Raw genomic sequence first — 14,451 nt, 5'->3', positions numbered from 1 at the left:
GATCGGGTCATTGTGCATTGCACAAAACGTGACGCGCGGTTAGTCCATTCGCGGCGGGAATCGAGGTTTGGGTAAACGGACGAAGCACTGAGCCTATGCTTCGTCGATAGTGCATTACATACCCCGAGGACTCTGATGACCGATATGAACTCCGACAAAGCCGGCGCTGCAAGCCTTGAGGCGATCGCGCGAAACGGCAGCATGCTTCATCGCATCGCTGTACGCATCCCGACCTATCTCTCGGATATTCGCGAGAATCCGGCATGGCTGCCGATGTTCATGTTGGCGCGCACCATGCCGGCACGGAGAATGCACTGGCGTGGGGCAAAGCCGGTCCGAAGGTCGCAAAGAGCCCAGGACACGATGTTCGCTGGCGTCAATCGCAAAGACATTGTCGACGCGCTACGCTCGGATGGGCTGTTTTCCGGCCTCGTCCTGCCAACAACGGTCTCTGAAGATGTTGCCGCGTTCGCCACGTGCACACCTTGCTTCGGCAATTTCGACCGCCGCCTCGAATTCATGCCGACGGAGCATGCGGAGGCTGAGGCCCGGTTCGGCCGTCCCTTGCTCAGCGGCCACTATTTCGAGCGCATTCTCGGCTGCAATGCGGCACTCGCCATCCAAAACGATCCGCTGCTCGTGGATATCGCCGCGCACTATCTCGGCGGCCAGGCGAAGCTGATCACCACGCGTGTCTGGTGGAGTTTCCCGACCGGCCAAGCCTCCGAGGCCGACAAGAACATGGCTTCGCTTGGCAAATACCACTTCGACCTCGATGACTGGCGGATGCTGAAGTTCTTCTTCTACCTTGTGCCGGTCGACGAGGGCACCGGCCCACATGTCTATGTCCGCGGCAGCCATAACCGCCGCGCCCTCAAGCACCAGCTTACCCTTCTCGTCGGCCATCCCGCGCAAGAGGTTCTGGAGGTCTACGGCGAGCAGAGCCCGGTCACGCTGACCGGAGAGGCCGGTCTTGGTTTCATCGAGGATCCGTTCGGCTTCCATATGGGTACCGTGCCGGCGCACAGGCCAAGGCTGATGATGGAAGTCGGCTTCGGGGTTTCTCCTCCATCGCGCCGCCGCTTCCATGGAGAGCCTGTGATCCGCTGATTGCGAAAGTCCCGAAATAGCCTTCCCCGACCGTGAGTAAGGCAAGATGAGGCTATGCCGCCATTCCAGTCTCTTCGGCCCCGAGCGGTTGTCTGCACAGTTGGATTTGCTGGCGCTGTGGGTCTCGCCATGGCGCCAGCCAGCGCATAAGTACCTGTTCGAATCAAGGCGGGATGGCACCGATTGAGCTGCCAAACTTGAATGAATCGACCGGTCCTTAGATTTGTGTTGCAGGCTTAGTAGGTTTATGCGCTGCGCCCTATTGGGAAAATTAAGCGGTAACCGTCACTAGACGCGCTCTGTTGCCTGCGCCAACGAACCCCGTTGACCTCGGTTTCGGCCACGCCGACGAACAGCGCACTGGGAGATGCCTCCGCGGGCTAAGCTCTGCCGGCGCAAGCCAGCGTGTCAAAGGGCGGTGGGCAATCGGGATCTTGATCGGCGGCGACGAGGATCATGATCTAGGCGCGTCTTGGTCTATCCATTGGGTGGATGGTACTCATCCTTACAATCGATTGTACCAATATTACGGAATGCTTCTACAAGATCCTGAATCTAAGCGAGCCGGGTGGGTGTCCGTGCTCGTGATTATGCGCGGGCTGAAGCTGCCCGGGAAGAATGCGGAGACAAACATGTGCGGGATTGTTGGCATCGTTGGGCAACAGCCGGTGTCGGACCGGTTGGTCGACGCCTTGAAGCGTCTGGAATATCGCGGTTATGATTCGGCCGGCGTTGCGACGATCACCGAGGGCGCCTTGCACCGCCGACGCGCCGAAGGCAAGCTCGTCAATCTGGAGACGAGACTCAAGGAAGAGCCGCTGAGCGGCAACATCGGAATCGGCCACACGCGTTGGGCAACCCATGGAGCATCAACCGAACGCAATGCGCACCCGCACTTTACCGACGGTGTCGCCGTCGTCCATAACGGCATCATCGAGAATTTCACCGAGCTGAAGGACGAATTGGCGGCGGCCGGAGCCGAGTTCCAGACCGACACCGACACTGAGGTGGTCGCGCATCTCTTGGCAAGACACCGCCGGGAGGGCATGAGGCGGCGAGAAGCAATGGCTGCCATGCTGAAACGCGTCAGGGGTGCCTACGCGCTCGCCATCCTCTTTGAGGATGATCCGTCGACCATCATGGCGGCGCGCAACGGACCACCGCTGGCGATCGGTCACGGCGACGGCGAGATGTTCCTGGGCTCCGACGCGATCGCGCTTGCTCCCTTCACCAATGAAGTTACCTATCTCATCGACGGCGACTGGGCTGTGATCGGCAAGACGGGCGCCCATATCTTCGATTTCGACGGCCATCCTGTCGAGCGTCCGCGCCAGACCTCCACCGCCGCAGCCGCTCTGGCCAACAAGGGCAACCATCGCCACTTCATGGAAAAAGAAATTCACGAGCAGCCCGAGGTCATCGCCCATGCGCTCGGCCACTATATCAACATCATAGAGAATCGCGCCGACATGGTTTCTGGCGTCGATTTCGCCAGGATCCCGAGCCTGGCGATCTCTGCCTGCGGAACCGCCTATCTTGCCGGACTGATCGGAAAATACTGGTTCGAGCGCTATGCGCGCCTGACGGTTGAAATCGACGTCGCGTCCGAATTCCGTTACCGCGAGATCCCGTTGTCGCCGCAGTCGGCGGCCCTTTTCATTTCGCAATCTGGCGAAACCGCCGATACGCTCGCATCGCTGAGGTACTGCAAGGAGCTTGGGCTGAAAATTGGCGCCATCGTCAATGCCTGCGAATCGACCATCGCTCGGGAGGCCGATGCGGTCTTCCCGATCCTTGCCGGACCGGAGATCGGCGTCGCCTCCACCAAGGCTTTCACCTGCCAGCTTGCCGTTCTTGCCGCACTCGCCATCGGCGCCTCCAGGGCCCGCGGAACCGTAACCGAAGACGAGGCGCAGGCGCTTGTCAGAAGCCTCGCCGAAGTGCCGCGCGTCATGGGCCGGGTACTCGACAGCATCCAGCCCGAGATCGAGCTCCTGTCGCGCGAATTGTCGAAGTGTCGTCACGTCCTGTATCTCGGCCGTGGCACCAGTTTCCCGCTGGCGATGGAAGGTGCGCTGAAGCTCAAGGAGATTTCCTACATCCACGCCGAGGGCTATGCGGCAGGTGAATTGAAGCACGGTCCGATCGCATTGATAGACGAGAACATGCCAGTGATCGTCATCGCGCCACATGATCGCTTTTTCGACAAGACCGTCTCCAACATGCAGGAAGTGGCTGCCCGTGGAGGGCGGATTATCCTCATCACCGATGAAAAAGGGGCCGCCGCATCGAAACTCGACACCATGCATACGATCGTGCTGCCGGCCGTCGACGACATTATCGCGCCAATGATCTTCTCGCTGCCGATACAGCTTCTTGCCTACCATACGGCGCTCTTCATGGGCACAGATGTCGACCAGCCGCGCAATCTCGCGAAATCGGTCACAGTCGAATGATTGTGACGCTTTTAGGTGGCGATGCTCCTCCATCCGAAAGCGCCAACACCTTAACGTGCCCTTTAATGATGGGGCCGAATCCTGTCTAGACTGGCCGGCTTCGAATCGGAACGATGGCCGGCATGGTCGGAGTTCGCAGCAGGTCATGCCCGAAACGAATTGAACCAAGCCATAGGAGGACCGAGCTAATTCTTACTCAAACCGACCCTAGTGATTTCGCGCCATCCGATACTCTGGGGGGACGTATTTCGTTCGCTCGCGAGGTCACCAAACTTACAATGGCGCAGGCCGCACGCCGGCTTGGTGTCCAGGCGGCATGCTGGAAAGCATGGGAATGCGACCGCGCCGCGCCGCAATCCAATCGCCTTGCGATGATGGCGGGCATCTTGGCCGTGAGTCCCTCATGGCTATTGTCGGGAATAGGCGCCGGTCCACTGGAGCTGGAGGCGAACGATCGTGCCGCCCTGCTGCAAGAGCTGCAAATCGCCTCTGCTGAGGCAGTGGCTTCGCAAAAACGGGTGCAACAAATCGTTGCGTTACTGGGGTCGGTTCCGGTAGCCGGCGACTCGCCCTAAGCGCGGTATGCAAGCGGTTGGATCATAAAGACGCGGGGTTCCGGAGCCCAAAAGTGTGGGGACTCCTGGACGGAGGCGGCGGCAGGGGGGCGAGTTGCTGCTCAAGTAAGTCATCGGCGAGAACGAGTCGGGATCGCAGGACGAATGCCGTATAGTCGATCAGGCGATCTCAGGGCTGGCCGCTTGTTGGAACTTGATCAGAACCAGGTGAGCCACCATATCCCGACCCGGCTGCCAATTTCAGGTGGCCCATTCCCGGGATTGGATGAGGCCGGTCCGGCCGAATCGACGTCCATTTTTTTGATTTGCTGGGTGCGCCAGGTCGGGGAGGAAATCTCCCGATTTATCAGGCGCTCCTCTCTTCTTGGAGGTATCTATGAAGGATTCGCGCATTCCCGAGCCAGTCTTGATGGCTATGTCAGAGGGAACCCACATCATCCGCGCTTATCGTGAGCACCTTGGATATTCGATCGAGGACCTCGCGGTGGCGTGCGGGCTTGCCGCTGAGGAAATCCAAAACATCGAGTCGGGTCTGAGGTACAACAAGGGCTATCGGGATCGGATAGCGAGATCGCTGTCCATACCTGTGGGAATTCTTGAGGCAGAGTCGGACATATCAGACGCCGCGTGATCCGTCGGATAATCTGCAAATGAGTGGAAGATCCGCTACCTTGTGATGTGTAGTTTGCAACTGATAGTCGACGCTTAATTCCGTTGGACGCGAATGCCTTCTGACGCAGTACCGCCAATAGAATTCTCGTCCACTGTCCGAGTGAGGAAATTGCACACGGGCTCGCCGAACAGGAAGTTGGAACTGCGACACGTGCACGATAGCATCGGCTCGCGACGAAGGATTGCTAACGGCGAACTCATGCTGGTCGGCAAGGCGATACTGGCTGGAGCATCAAGTTGGCCGACGAGAGCGGCCCACCTACGTTGAGCAGGATCGGCCGACATGGCGGCATCGCGCGCCGCTCTGACAAGAGCACAACGGGCCCCAGACGCTACTGGGTTGACTATGGGTGTCGGAACCGCGAAAAGGGGCCGCTCTTCGTGAGTGGCGTGCGCCGGCAGTCTAACCCCAAGCCCCCCGCCCAGGCTGCCGGCGCGCTTCTGGGAACGTCGAGGTAGGGCTGCAATCCAACGCCTCCTTGTCCGACACGCATCGATCAGATCCCGAGCAGCCAGCCAGTGTTCGGCCTTCGCTTGCGCCTCTGCCTTAGCGCGAGGCCTTGCGCTTCCTCCAGCGTGGTCGATCGGCGCCCTCGAGTTCGGCGGCACGATCGGACGACAGCGGCCGCGGCGGGCTCCATTTGCATGAGGGGGGCTCGTGCCATCAAATACCTGATGCATTTGCGCTTTGCGCAATCTCCGTGCATGTTTCTCAATGCTAGGCGCAGACCTCGCCTCTACACGATCGAGCATCGGTGCAAGGCCTACGCTTTGATCGCCATCGCGGCCATTGCTTTGCCGCGATCGCCGAAGCCGTTTACGACAATCGTGCCAGCAATGCCGGCTGCGATCCCGCATGCAAAAATCCACAAATGATTGTAGCCAAATTCTAGCTGCCCAGCATATGTCCGGCATTTCGCAAGGCCCCTAGGAAGAGACTGGCATGGCCGTTGGCATCGATCTTGGCCTGCATCGACAGAGGCATGCTGTTCCAGTTCTCCAATGGCGCAATGAAATGTGAGAAGCTACCATTGACGATGCAATGGTGGGTAACAAGGCCCTGTCTGTCCAACGCAAGCACGCCGGTCTGGTCGCCCTGATATCGGATGGCTGCGACCCGCTGGACCTCCGCGTCGCCGTCGACCCGCACGTCGAAAAGCAGGATACCGCGGCTCCTGGTGGCTATCTCCGCGGCTTTTTCAGCGAAGCTTAAGGAGAGCGAGCGGACGCTTTCGATCGCCATCTGGAAAACCATCAAATCCAGTTCATCCACTGCCATAAGGTAACTGCGCGCAACACAGGGGTGATTGCAACCGACGCACACGGCTTGTTCACAGATGTCGGTCACGACCGGTCATTTAGGGTTTGCCGGTCGGCCATTGACCGGTGCGTGCTCCGGTTCGAACCGATCCTGAAGCGGAATGCGCGGGATCAACGGAACCCGAAGAGCCGGCCAGCCAAGTTGCCGCGACAATTGATGTCGTGATCATTCCAGACATCTGCATTTCGGCGTATCCCACCTGGTAAGTCCGTTCTTTGCGGCAAGCCCATTCTCGGGCCGTCTTGTTAAAACTTCGCGGTGGCGTCGTCGAAGCTAGGGGCCGCCGGGCGCTTGATCGAAGCGTCGAGAACCTTGTTTTCCGAAGATCCGGACCTCCTTCAGAGCATATTCTGGTAGGCTCGCCTTTGAACATCCACTGAAGCGTGCCGTTTCGCTAGTCCGTGTTCCTTGCAGGCTCACCGCCTCAGGGCGCCTTGCACACAGCGGCGCGTCAGCGCATCAAACTCGTCCCCCGTTCACTTCACAAAATGGATTTCCTGAAGTACTGGGAGCGCAGAGAAATCTCCGGTCGCAGCCTACCCGGTTAAAACAAGGACCCAATGATGAAGACACTCGTCGTCTGCTCCGGCGGATTGGACTCCGTTACTCTTGCTCACAAGGTGGCAGCGCAGTACGAGCTCGCCGGCCTCCTATCTTTCGATTACGGCCAACGGCACCGGAAGGAATTGGGCTTCGCCGCCCTTTGCGCTGAGCGTCTGAACGTCCCGCATCGCATCATCGACATCCGCGAAATCGGTCGCGGCCTTTCCGGCTCCGCGCTGACAGACAGTGTGGATGTGCCGGACGGGCACTACGCCGAAGACACGATGAAGGTGACGGTGGTGCCGAACCGGAACGCCATCATGTTGGCCACCGCCTTCGGGCTTGCCGCCGCGCACAAGGTCGAAGCGGTGGCGACTGCCGTGCATGGTGGGGATCATTTCATTTATCCCGACTGCCGTCCGGCCTTCATCGACGCTTTCCAGATGATGCAAGACCACGCGCTCGACGGCTACGCGAAGATTCGCCTTTATGCGCCTTATGTGAATCTCACGAAGGCGGACATTGTTAGGGATGGAGCAACATACGGCACGCCATTTGCACAGACTTGGTCCTGCTACAAGGGCGCCGAGCGTCACTGCGGGAGGTGCGGGACCTGCGTCGAGCGGCGCGAGGCGTTTCATCTCTCTGGGCACCCGGACCCCACCGATTACGAGGACTCCAACTTCTGGCTCCACGCGCTGCGGAGGAGAAGCGCGTAATGTTCCGCATCACCAAGGAATTCCATTTCTCGGCCTCGCATCAGCTCACGTCCTTGCCGCCCGACCACCAGTGTGCGCGCCTGCACGGGCATAACTACATCGTTGAAGTGGATCTTTCGGCGAAGGAACTGAACGAGCATGGCTTCGTGCGCGACTATCATGATTTAGCGCCGTTCAAACGCTATATTGACGAGAGCTTCGACCATCGACATCTCAACGACGTGCTGGGACAAGAGCAAGTCACGGCGGAATATCTGGCCAGACATTTTTATGAATGGTGCAAGGCACGCCTACCCGAAACCTCGGCCGTGCGGGTGAGCGAAACACCGAAAACCTGGGCGGAGTACCGCCCGTGACCGATACGCATCTCGCAATTCGCGTCAGCGAGATTTTCGGGCCAACGATCCAGGGCGAGGGCGTGCTCATCGGTTTGCCGACGGTCTTCATCAGAACCGGCGGGTGTGACTATCGCTGTTCCTGGTGCGACAGCCTGCATGCGGTGGACAATGAATTCCGCCATGAATGGGAGATGATGTCCATAAGCGCGGTGTGGCAAAACGTGGTTGCGCTTTCCGGCGGCCGCCCGGTGATGGTGTCGCTGTCAGGCGGCAATCCGGCCATCCAGCCGCTCGGTCCGCTCATCGAGCGAGGCCATGGTGAAGGTTACCGTTTTGCGCTGGAAACCCAAGGTTCCGTGGTCAGGGACTGGTTTGCCGACCTTGACGTGCTGATTCTCAGCCCAAAGCCGCCCTCAAGCGAAATGAGGACCAATTGGGCCGCTCTCGAGGCGTGTGTCGATGCGGCGCAGGAAAAGCCGCAAATCGTGCTCAAGCTCGTTGTTTTCGACGAGAGCGACTACGCCTACGCGAAAGGCGCCGCGGAGCGATTTCCGCACCTTCCGGTCTACCTGCAACCCGGCAATCACACGCCGCCCCGTGCTGGCAACGAAGACGCGTCTGTCGATCTGGATGGAATAATGAAACGCATGGAGTGGCTGGTTGAAAAGGTAACCCGCGACAGGTGGTTCGAAGCCCGCGTGCTGCCGCAGTTGCACGTTCTGCTCTGGGGCAACAAGAGGGCCGTCTAGCCTGCGTCTTTCGTTGCACTGGAACTGCGTCTGCGGATCTTCGGCCGGGTCGGCCCACATTGACGGCGCTGCCGGGGTACTTGCGGACTTCTGGTACCGGCACCAAGAGCGTGGCCAGCCGATTTTGATCCGATTTTGATGGGGCATCCTTGCGGTCAGAATTCAGGGATGCGCGATGGCCAGATTGCGCATGGGAGCGTCACGACGACAGAGGCGCTTGTAAGATCTCTTCGATTCGTGACGACCAGGCAGTCCATCGATATTTTACCAAAGGCCGTGTCTTTGGGGATTCGTGTCGTACGCTTTCGAGCTGCGCATGGGTCTTGGTTGTCATCTCGAGAAAGGCGCCACCAGACCTGACCGACCGCCGCATCGCGAACTGCGGTCCTAGTCTAGCCCTGACAGCATGACCATATGTTCATTCTCTGAGGGACGATTGTTCCACTACGGGAATATCGGGGAGATCATAGTAGTCGCCAGCCGATTCAGGGTACAACTGGCTCTCCATCCTTAGTTTGGTTGGGCCGTCGATGGTGCCGGCCCAAATGGCTTCCGAAACCATGCCAAAACAGGTTGCTGCCGCAGTTCGAGCAAAAGCCTAGCTTGGCCGTTTCAGAGGACTGAAACCATTTCAGCGTGTGGCCTTTGATGACGACATCCTTGAGTTCAGCCTGAGTCGCTGCAACGTAATGACCAGATGCTTTCAGGCACTGATTGCAGTGGCAGGCGACGATCGCAAGTCGCCATGTACCTCGTAGGCAATGCCTCCGCACAGACAGCTTCCTTTGGTTGTTCTCATCATCGGCCTCTCTCCGTTGCAGGCGCACATAGAAATGCATCTGATCGGATTTCACCATCGCAATTGCGATAGCCCAGCGTCGAAGGCGGTCCTTGGTGGCTGTTGCTACCGAATGGCGGATGAGTCTCGGTCAGTTTTCCCGCCGGCGCAAATAGGGGGAACAGGTCAAGGCGGCTGGGGACGTTTCAATACGCGTCGAAGACGAATGCCGTCCGCTGCTTCTCCAGAACGGTCCGCGGCTTGCGCTCGGAGTAGACCTCTGGCTCTGACGGGTAGATCGGATCGAGGAGCCGCTTCGCGTACTCGTGGTCGACACCCGCGCGTATAGCTTCGTCATAAGCCCATTCGCGATCTTCCGGAATTCTGTAGCAACAGCCACCCGGCACCGTACCTGCTCTACCCCCAAAGTACCGAAAGCGGTGCCGCATGGAGGCGCTCTCCGAATGGGACAATCTTATCGTGGTCGTACAGCACCACTCCAGAGACAAAACGATCTCCGCATGCTTCTGCCAGCATTCTCAATCCCTTGAAATCTGAGCTTGTAACTGTGGCTGCTGCCTTTATCTCAATCCCTGTCACTCGACCTCTCCTGTCCTCTATGACGATATCGACCTCGTTCTGCTGCTTGTCCCGGGATTGAGAGAACTCGAAACGGTCGTCAGCCCAACTTGCAAGCTTGAGAATTTCGGCGAATACGAAAGTTTCCAGCAATGCTCCGAACTTTCCGCGGTCACTCCTGATGTGATCAGGCGATAAATCCCGGAGCGCGGCGAGGAGGCCGGAATCCAGGAAGTGGATTTTCGGAGTTTTCGTAAGCCGCTTGAGTTTGTTGCTGAACCAAGGTTGCAAGGTTCGAACCAGAAAAAGGCTTTCGAAGATGTCCACATATTTCCGTGTCGTGACGTGATTCATTGCGAGCGAGTTGCCGATGGCAGAATAGTTCACTAGCTGCCCAGAATGTTCGGCAAGCACGCGGAGGAGCCTGGGCATTTGGCTGATTTGATCAATCTGAGCTATGTCGCGAACGTCCCGCTGGACGATCGCCGCTATGTAGTCCGCATACCAGTCCTGCCGCCGTGACCATGATGGGCGCCGTAACGCCTCTGGGTAGCCTCCTGCAAGAACAGCGCCGACGAGATCTCCGCCGAGGACTAGATTTTTAACTGCGGCTATTTTGTTTTGAAACAGGTTTTCGAGAAAGCTCGGTTTATTTTCATGAATTTCGCTCTGTGCCAGAGGCAGCAACCGAACGATCTCCATACGTCCAGCGAGCGAATCCGCGACACGGGGAAGCGTCATCAAATTGGCGGAACCCGTAAGAAGAAAGCGTCCCGCACGCTGATCGGCATCCACGCTTTCCTTGATCGCGAGCAGAAGTTCTGGAGCACGCTGGATTTCGTCGATTACTGCTCGGTCAATGCCCCTTACGAATCCGACGGGGTCCTGTTGCGCCGCCTCAAGCGTAGTCGCGTTGTCCAAAGTAAGATACGCGACGTCAACGCCCGCCATCCTTCTCACAAGGGTCGTTTTCCCGGATTGGCGAGGGCCAGCAACCAAGACGACACGAGTGTCTGAAAGCGCATCCTTGATGCGTTTCTCAACGAAGCGGGGGTAATCAGCCATCCTTCTGATCTCCTGACCGATTGAAATTACAGTGGTGACTGATAGAAATTATCAACGTGACTATTTGAAAGTCAAGACGAGACCATTTGAAAGGCACTCAACCGTAAAGCGGAGTGACAGGGTCACTGGTCGCGGTTGCTACCTGAGGGCGCACTTTTGGATGCTCGGATACGGCCACAAGACATATGCGGGACGTCGACGGTGTGGTTCATTCGGATACCCAACTTCGGACGTGGGGCACCAACAGCATGGTCAAGACGGCCTGAGGACGCGGGCCAAACGCTACGGCACAAATCACAAGACCATTGGTGACCTGGCGCGAGAGCTCCATCACCGCATGCAGGTCCGCGACCGACAACCCCTGCGCCCACTCAAAGGTTGGCGCGACGCTACCATTAAACAGTATCTCGTATCGCGATCCCCGGCGCCTCCTGCAGCTGGCACAGTTCTTGCGGTGTCCTGCGCGAATGGGAGAGATTTAGCCGATCGACCGAAGCACCGGTTCCCGACCCCAGGGAAAGTCCGCAAAGCAACTGTTTTTATCGGACTCAGGGATCTGCCGATCCATTTTTCAGGGGAGGGCGGTGCCGCGCGTCTTTGGTCGATAGGATGGATTGGGAGAGGACCATGAGTGTTCAAAGCAAGCGATTGACCCGATTTGGCATTGCGCTGGAAAACAAGCATAACCTTCGCATTGAGGAGGTTATGCGCCTCGGCGTACTTCGCGATGGGGTCCAGCTTCTCACGACAGAAATCCGGTTCCCGATCTTGGGGCAAGTGATCCCCCGCATCGAGATTGAATTGTCCAACGGAGTATTCCGAAAGAAAATCACCGCGAGAGTGAACTCCGATTCGCCCTTCATGTTCGACGGCGAGGCGCTGATCGCGACAATCAATGGTGTGACCGAGCACGTACCCTGCCGTCAATTTATTGACCCAGACAGAGCGCCGACCGGTATGTACAATTTCGGCATGACACGCAAAAATGGCGCTCGCAGCTTCGTTTTTGATCATCATGTTTATTGCTGCTATTCTTGTGATTATTGCTTTAAGGAGAACGAATGGGAGGTAATGGCCATACAAGGCGGGGGTAGCACAGACTACCAATCCAACTTCCAAGAGTGCCTCTCCTATATTGAGCGTAACGGTCATAACTTCAACAGTCTGTATGACATTGTCTGGCTCTGCACAGGGAGCATCAAGGACGAAGCAACAGAACTGGAACGGCACTCGGCACTCGCACGACGACTGCGTGAAGCAGGCTACGCACACGACATTTATTTATCCCAGGTGGTTCCTCCGAGCGTCAGGAACGACCGAGTACGACGGATAGAATATCTTACTCAACTTCGGGAAGCAGGCGTCACACGGTTTAATACCGGAGTCGAGATAGTCGGCGCCGAGGTGCGACGAAAATATATCCGCGGCTTCAAAGGCACGTATGTCTTCAGCGACTATTTGCCTATTTTCGCTGATGCGGTCGACGTTTTCGGTCCTTTCCGTGCCGGCAGTTGCCTCCTGACGGGAATAGAACCATCCGATAGTACGATCGCGGGGCTGAAAGCTCTTGCCGAGCTTGCCGTCGTGCCCGCGCCAACTGTGTTCACTCCGTTCGTGACAAAGCAACTGGCTATCCCCTTCTGTTTCGATCTGGACGAACTGCTTGACGCTCACGCTCGTTTCCACGTCCTGATCAAGCGTCATAAGCTTCCGGTATTTTCGGGCGTGTTCAGCCTTGCCTGACCGATTTCCCATCCGACCCGGAACTTATGACCTTCGCGTGAGCTGACCCACTCCAATCAGCCAAGGGCGAGGAAAGATGAAACACATAATGCCAGCCTGTTCAGGCTTGAGCGCGGCACTGGGGCAGCGTGGTTAGACGCAACCGCTTCGAACGATCCGCCGCGAACTCCATCCACGATATTGGACGCCCGCTTGGCTGACGCGGTCAAGCAATTGACCTTCGAGATCGCGGTCTAACGTGGCACCGCGCTTGGACTCAAGTCAGCCGACGGTGGCTTTGAGGGATCGACCCGTTGATTCTTTTCGAAAACCGCAGAGCTGGCGTCGACGGCTCGCATCCGGCGCAGCTGATCCGAGCGGTGCGGCGGCAAGCCCAGCGTTCGCGCGCCAGGAGCGCAACTTGGGGCTATTGTCGCAACGCGGCCGGTCGACTTCCGTCATTTGTGGCGCGCCGGACTATACGGGTCGCAGCGGGCATCGTTTGGCCGCTGCCAGACAATGAGCACTTTGCTCGGCTGGAAGTTCGTGAGGGGCTCGCCACGCAGCCAGTTGTCGACTGATTGAAGGTGCCGTCCAGTTCATCTGCAATTCCATGTTGCTCCCCAACGCTGCTGCTAAGGCTTGCGCGACTTTATGCTCTTGTTTCCCTCTTAGAGGGGGCACACGGGTTCAGGGGAGGAACGCATCGCTTCTCTTGCGGATTTGCGTGCAGTCACCCTCGATCCGTGTTGCCACCTCTCAATTTGCAAAGGCCGTGCCAACACCTCAGCGCCCAGTAAGCGCCATTTGCCTTGAAAACCTCCACAGTGCCCAGATGTCGGTTGTAGTGAACCTGACATCTTGTCTGCCGCTGTCAGCCTTTGGACACGGGATCACGCGCTTCGCGCCGCCAGAAGGCATGGCCATCGGCACGGTCCCGAAGGGCCAAGACCATGAGAGCGCCTGCGACACGCCGCATGACGTCGTCTGACGCATCCGATGCTAGGCCCCACGCCGTTAAAGTCGCCGCACGCCAGATCGTCGTGAACGAGACGTTCAAACTTGACCCGGGAGCTCGAGCCGAAAAACGGCGCGAGGTTTGGCCTTGTTCGGGGGCGCCGGATGAGGAGGGCGCGAGGCCGGCGGCAATGGCGGGACTATGACACGGCGCCTATCTTCGCCCGCCTTTGGAGCTCTCCGACGACGATGTGGTGCGCGCGCTCACCATCGTCATGGCGAGACGCTGGAGGCCGGATGCGCCGTGGTCCAGGCGGTCGGTAACCATCTGAATGTCGGCATGGGCGCATTGTGGCAGCCGGACGATGTCTTCTTCGATCTCCTGCGCGACAAGGAACTTGCGGACGCATGCTGGCCAACGTTGCAGTCGAGCGTGTCGCGCGGACGGCAATTTCGCCGAGAAGGTCAAGACGCAGAAGACCGTCGTCCGCGACTTCCTGTCGGGCGAGAACGGTCGCCAGAAACTCGGGACCTGGCTGCCGCGCTGGATGAAATTCCCGGTCGAATGCTACTCCAATCACGGCGGCCTCCGCACGGCCGATCAGTGGGCCAAGGTCCAGTCGCAGTTTGCGCCGCCAACCGCTGAATGAGCGGACTGGGCAGGGCGGCGGGGATTCCGCCCCAGTTCCTGCGACGCGGCTGCTTCCGCCGTAGGTTAAGTTGCGTGTGCACGGATTCGCCAGCAATTGGCACGGAGCTTGCGACGACCCTGGTGGTGCAACGTTCGACCGGAGCGCAGCGACGGGAGATGCGCGGGAGGGAGGAATCCACCTCGATCCGGTCAGGAGACAAGTATGTTGAATATTG

The 14,451-nt window shown here is 58.4% G+C and carries 12 protein-coding genes; 9 read left to right on the top strand and 3 right to left on the bottom strand.

Annotated elements, in window-relative coordinates; translation table 11 throughout:
* Positions 1 to 135 precede the first annotated feature (135 nt).
* From AU465_RS04280 to AU465_RS04265, 4 genes are all read left to right on the top strand, one after another.
* Positions 136 to 1,110 (top strand): hypothetical protein, encoded by a 975-nt coding sequence (locus tag AU465_RS04280; RefSeq protein ID WP_192244332.1) that lies wholly within the window; start codon positions 136 to 138, stop codon positions 1,108 to 1,110.
* Positions 1,111 to 1,742: 632 nt separating this feature from the next.
* The gene (gene glmS / locus AU465_RS04275) at positions 1,743 to 3,566 is read left to right on the top strand and encodes a glutamine--fructose-6-phosphate transaminase (isomerizing) (RefSeq protein ID WP_192244400.1); all 1,824 of its coding nucleotides are present in this window, start codon (positions 1,743 to 1,745) and stop codon (positions 3,564 to 3,566) included.
* Positions 3,567 to 3,844: 278 nt separating this feature from the next.
* Entirely contained in the window at positions 3,845 to 4,141 is a 297-nt protein-coding gene (locus AU465_RS04270; protein ID WP_210324987.1) for a hypothetical protein, read from the top strand.
* Between the two features lie 376 nt (positions 4,142 to 4,517).
* A complete protein-coding gene (locus tag AU465_RS04265) occupies positions 4,518 to 4,772 on the top strand; it encodes a helix-turn-helix domain-containing protein (RefSeq protein WP_192244330.1) in 255 nt (84 codons plus the stop codon).
* 930 nt (positions 4,773 to 5,702) lie between these two features.
* Here AU465_RS04265 and AU465_RS04260 read toward each other — a convergent pair.
* Positions 5,703 to 6,092: a hypothetical protein gene (locus AU465_RS04260; RefSeq protein WP_192244396.1), complete on the bottom strand. Its 390-nt coding sequence runs from the start codon at positions 6,090 to 6,092 to the stop codon at positions 5,703 to 5,705.
* A gap of 605 nt (positions 6,093 to 6,697) precedes the next feature.
* Between AU465_RS04260 and queC the strand changes: the two genes are divergently transcribed.
* From queC to queE, 3 genes are read left to right on the top strand one after another with little or no spacing between them, the layout of a single operon-like run.
* Complete coding sequence (gene queC, locus AU465_RS04255; RefSeq protein WP_192244328.1) at positions 6,698 to 7,396, top strand: 7-cyano-7-deazaguanine synthase QueC; 699 nt, start codon at positions 6,698 to 6,700, stop codon at positions 7,394 to 7,396.
* Entirely contained in the window at positions 7,396 to 7,752 is a 357-nt protein-coding gene (queD, locus tag AU465_RS04250; RefSeq protein ID WP_192244326.1) for a 6-carboxytetrahydropterin synthase QueD, read from the top strand. The genes queC and queD overlap by 1 nt, the downstream gene beginning before the upstream one ends.
* Positions 7,749 to 8,483, top strand: a complete 735-nt coding sequence (queE, locus tag AU465_RS04245; RefSeq protein WP_312891190.1) for a 7-carboxy-7-deazaguanine synthase QueE — start codon at positions 7,749 to 7,751, stop codon at positions 8,481 to 8,483. The genes queD and queE overlap by 4 nt, the downstream gene beginning before the upstream one ends.
* 485 nt (positions 8,484 to 8,968) lie before the next feature.
* Here queE and AU465_RS37655 read toward each other — a convergent pair whose 3' ends face one another.
* Together AU465_RS37655 and AU465_RS04235 are read right to left on the bottom strand one after the other, a co-directional pair.
* Entirely contained in the window at positions 8,969 to 9,322 is a 354-nt protein-coding gene (locus tag AU465_RS37655) for a GFA family protein (RefSeq protein WP_376774815.1), read from the bottom strand.
* A gap of 356 nt (positions 9,323 to 9,678) precedes the next feature.
* Positions 9,679 to 10,905, bottom strand: coding sequence for an ATP-binding protein (locus AU465_RS04235; RefSeq protein WP_192244322.1), 1,227 nt, complete (start codon positions 10,903 to 10,905; stop codon positions 9,679 to 9,681).
* Positions 10,906 to 11,532: 627 nt separating this feature from the next.
* On the opposite strand from AU465_RS04235, the gene AU465_RS04230 reads away from it, so the two are divergent.
* Both AU465_RS04230 and AU465_RS04225 read left to right on the top strand, forming a co-directional pair.
* Entirely contained in the window at positions 11,533 to 12,648 is a 1,116-nt protein-coding gene (locus AU465_RS04230; RefSeq protein WP_192244320.1) for a hypothetical protein, read from the top strand.
* A 1,334-nt stretch (positions 12,649 to 13,982) separates the two neighbouring features.
* The gene (locus AU465_RS04225) at positions 13,983 to 14,234 is read left to right on the top strand and encodes a hypothetical protein (protein WP_192244318.1); all 252 of its coding nucleotides are present in this window, start codon (positions 13,983 to 13,985) and stop codon (positions 14,232 to 14,234) included.
* Positions 14,235 to 14,451 lie beyond the last annotated feature (217 nt).

Source organism: Mesorhizobium silamurunense, from assembly GCF_014843905.1.
Lineage (GTDB): Bacteria > Pseudomonadota > Alphaproteobacteria > Rhizobiales > Rhizobiaceae > Mesorhizobium > Mesorhizobium silamurunense.
This window is presented reverse-complemented; position numbering and strand designations above follow the sequence as displayed.

Bases quoted from the DNA above. Each gene is read 5' to 3' on its own strand.
- queD (WP_192244326.1), top strand. From the start codon at position 7,396: ATGTTCCGCATCACCAAGGAATTCCATTTCTCGGCCTCGCATCAGCTC.
- queC (WP_192244328.1), top strand. From the start codon at position 6,698: ATGAAGACACTCGTCGTCTGCTCCGGCGGATTGGACTCCGTTACTCTT.
- AU465_RS37655 (WP_376774815.1), bottom strand. From the start codon at position 9,322: ATGCATTTCTATGTGCGCCTGCAACGGAGAGAGGCCGATGATGAGAAC.
- AU465_RS04280 (WP_192244332.1), top strand. From the start codon at position 136: ATGACCGATATGAACTCCGACAAAGCCGGCGCTGCAAGCCTTGAGGCG.
- AU465_RS04230 (WP_192244320.1), top strand. From the start codon at position 11,533: ATGAGTGTTCAAAGCAAGCGATTGACCCGATTTGGCATTGCGCTGGAA.
- AU465_RS04260 (WP_192244396.1), bottom strand. From the start codon at position 6,092: ATGGCAGTGGATGAACTGGATTTGATGGTTTTCCAGATGGCGATCGAA.
- AU465_RS04235 (WP_192244322.1), bottom strand. From the start codon at position 10,905: ATGGCTGATTACCCCCGCTTCGTTGAGAAACGCATCAAGGATGCGCTT.
- AU465_RS04270 (WP_210324987.1), top strand. From the start codon at position 3,845: ATGGCGCAGGCCGCACGCCGGCTTGGTGTCCAGGCGGCATGCTGGAAA.
- AU465_RS04265 (WP_192244330.1), top strand. From the start codon at position 4,518: ATGAAGGATTCGCGCATTCCCGAGCCAGTCTTGATGGCTATGTCAGAG.
- glmS (WP_192244400.1), top strand. From the start codon at position 1,743: ATGTGCGGGATTGTTGGCATCGTTGGGCAACAGCCGGTGTCGGACCGG.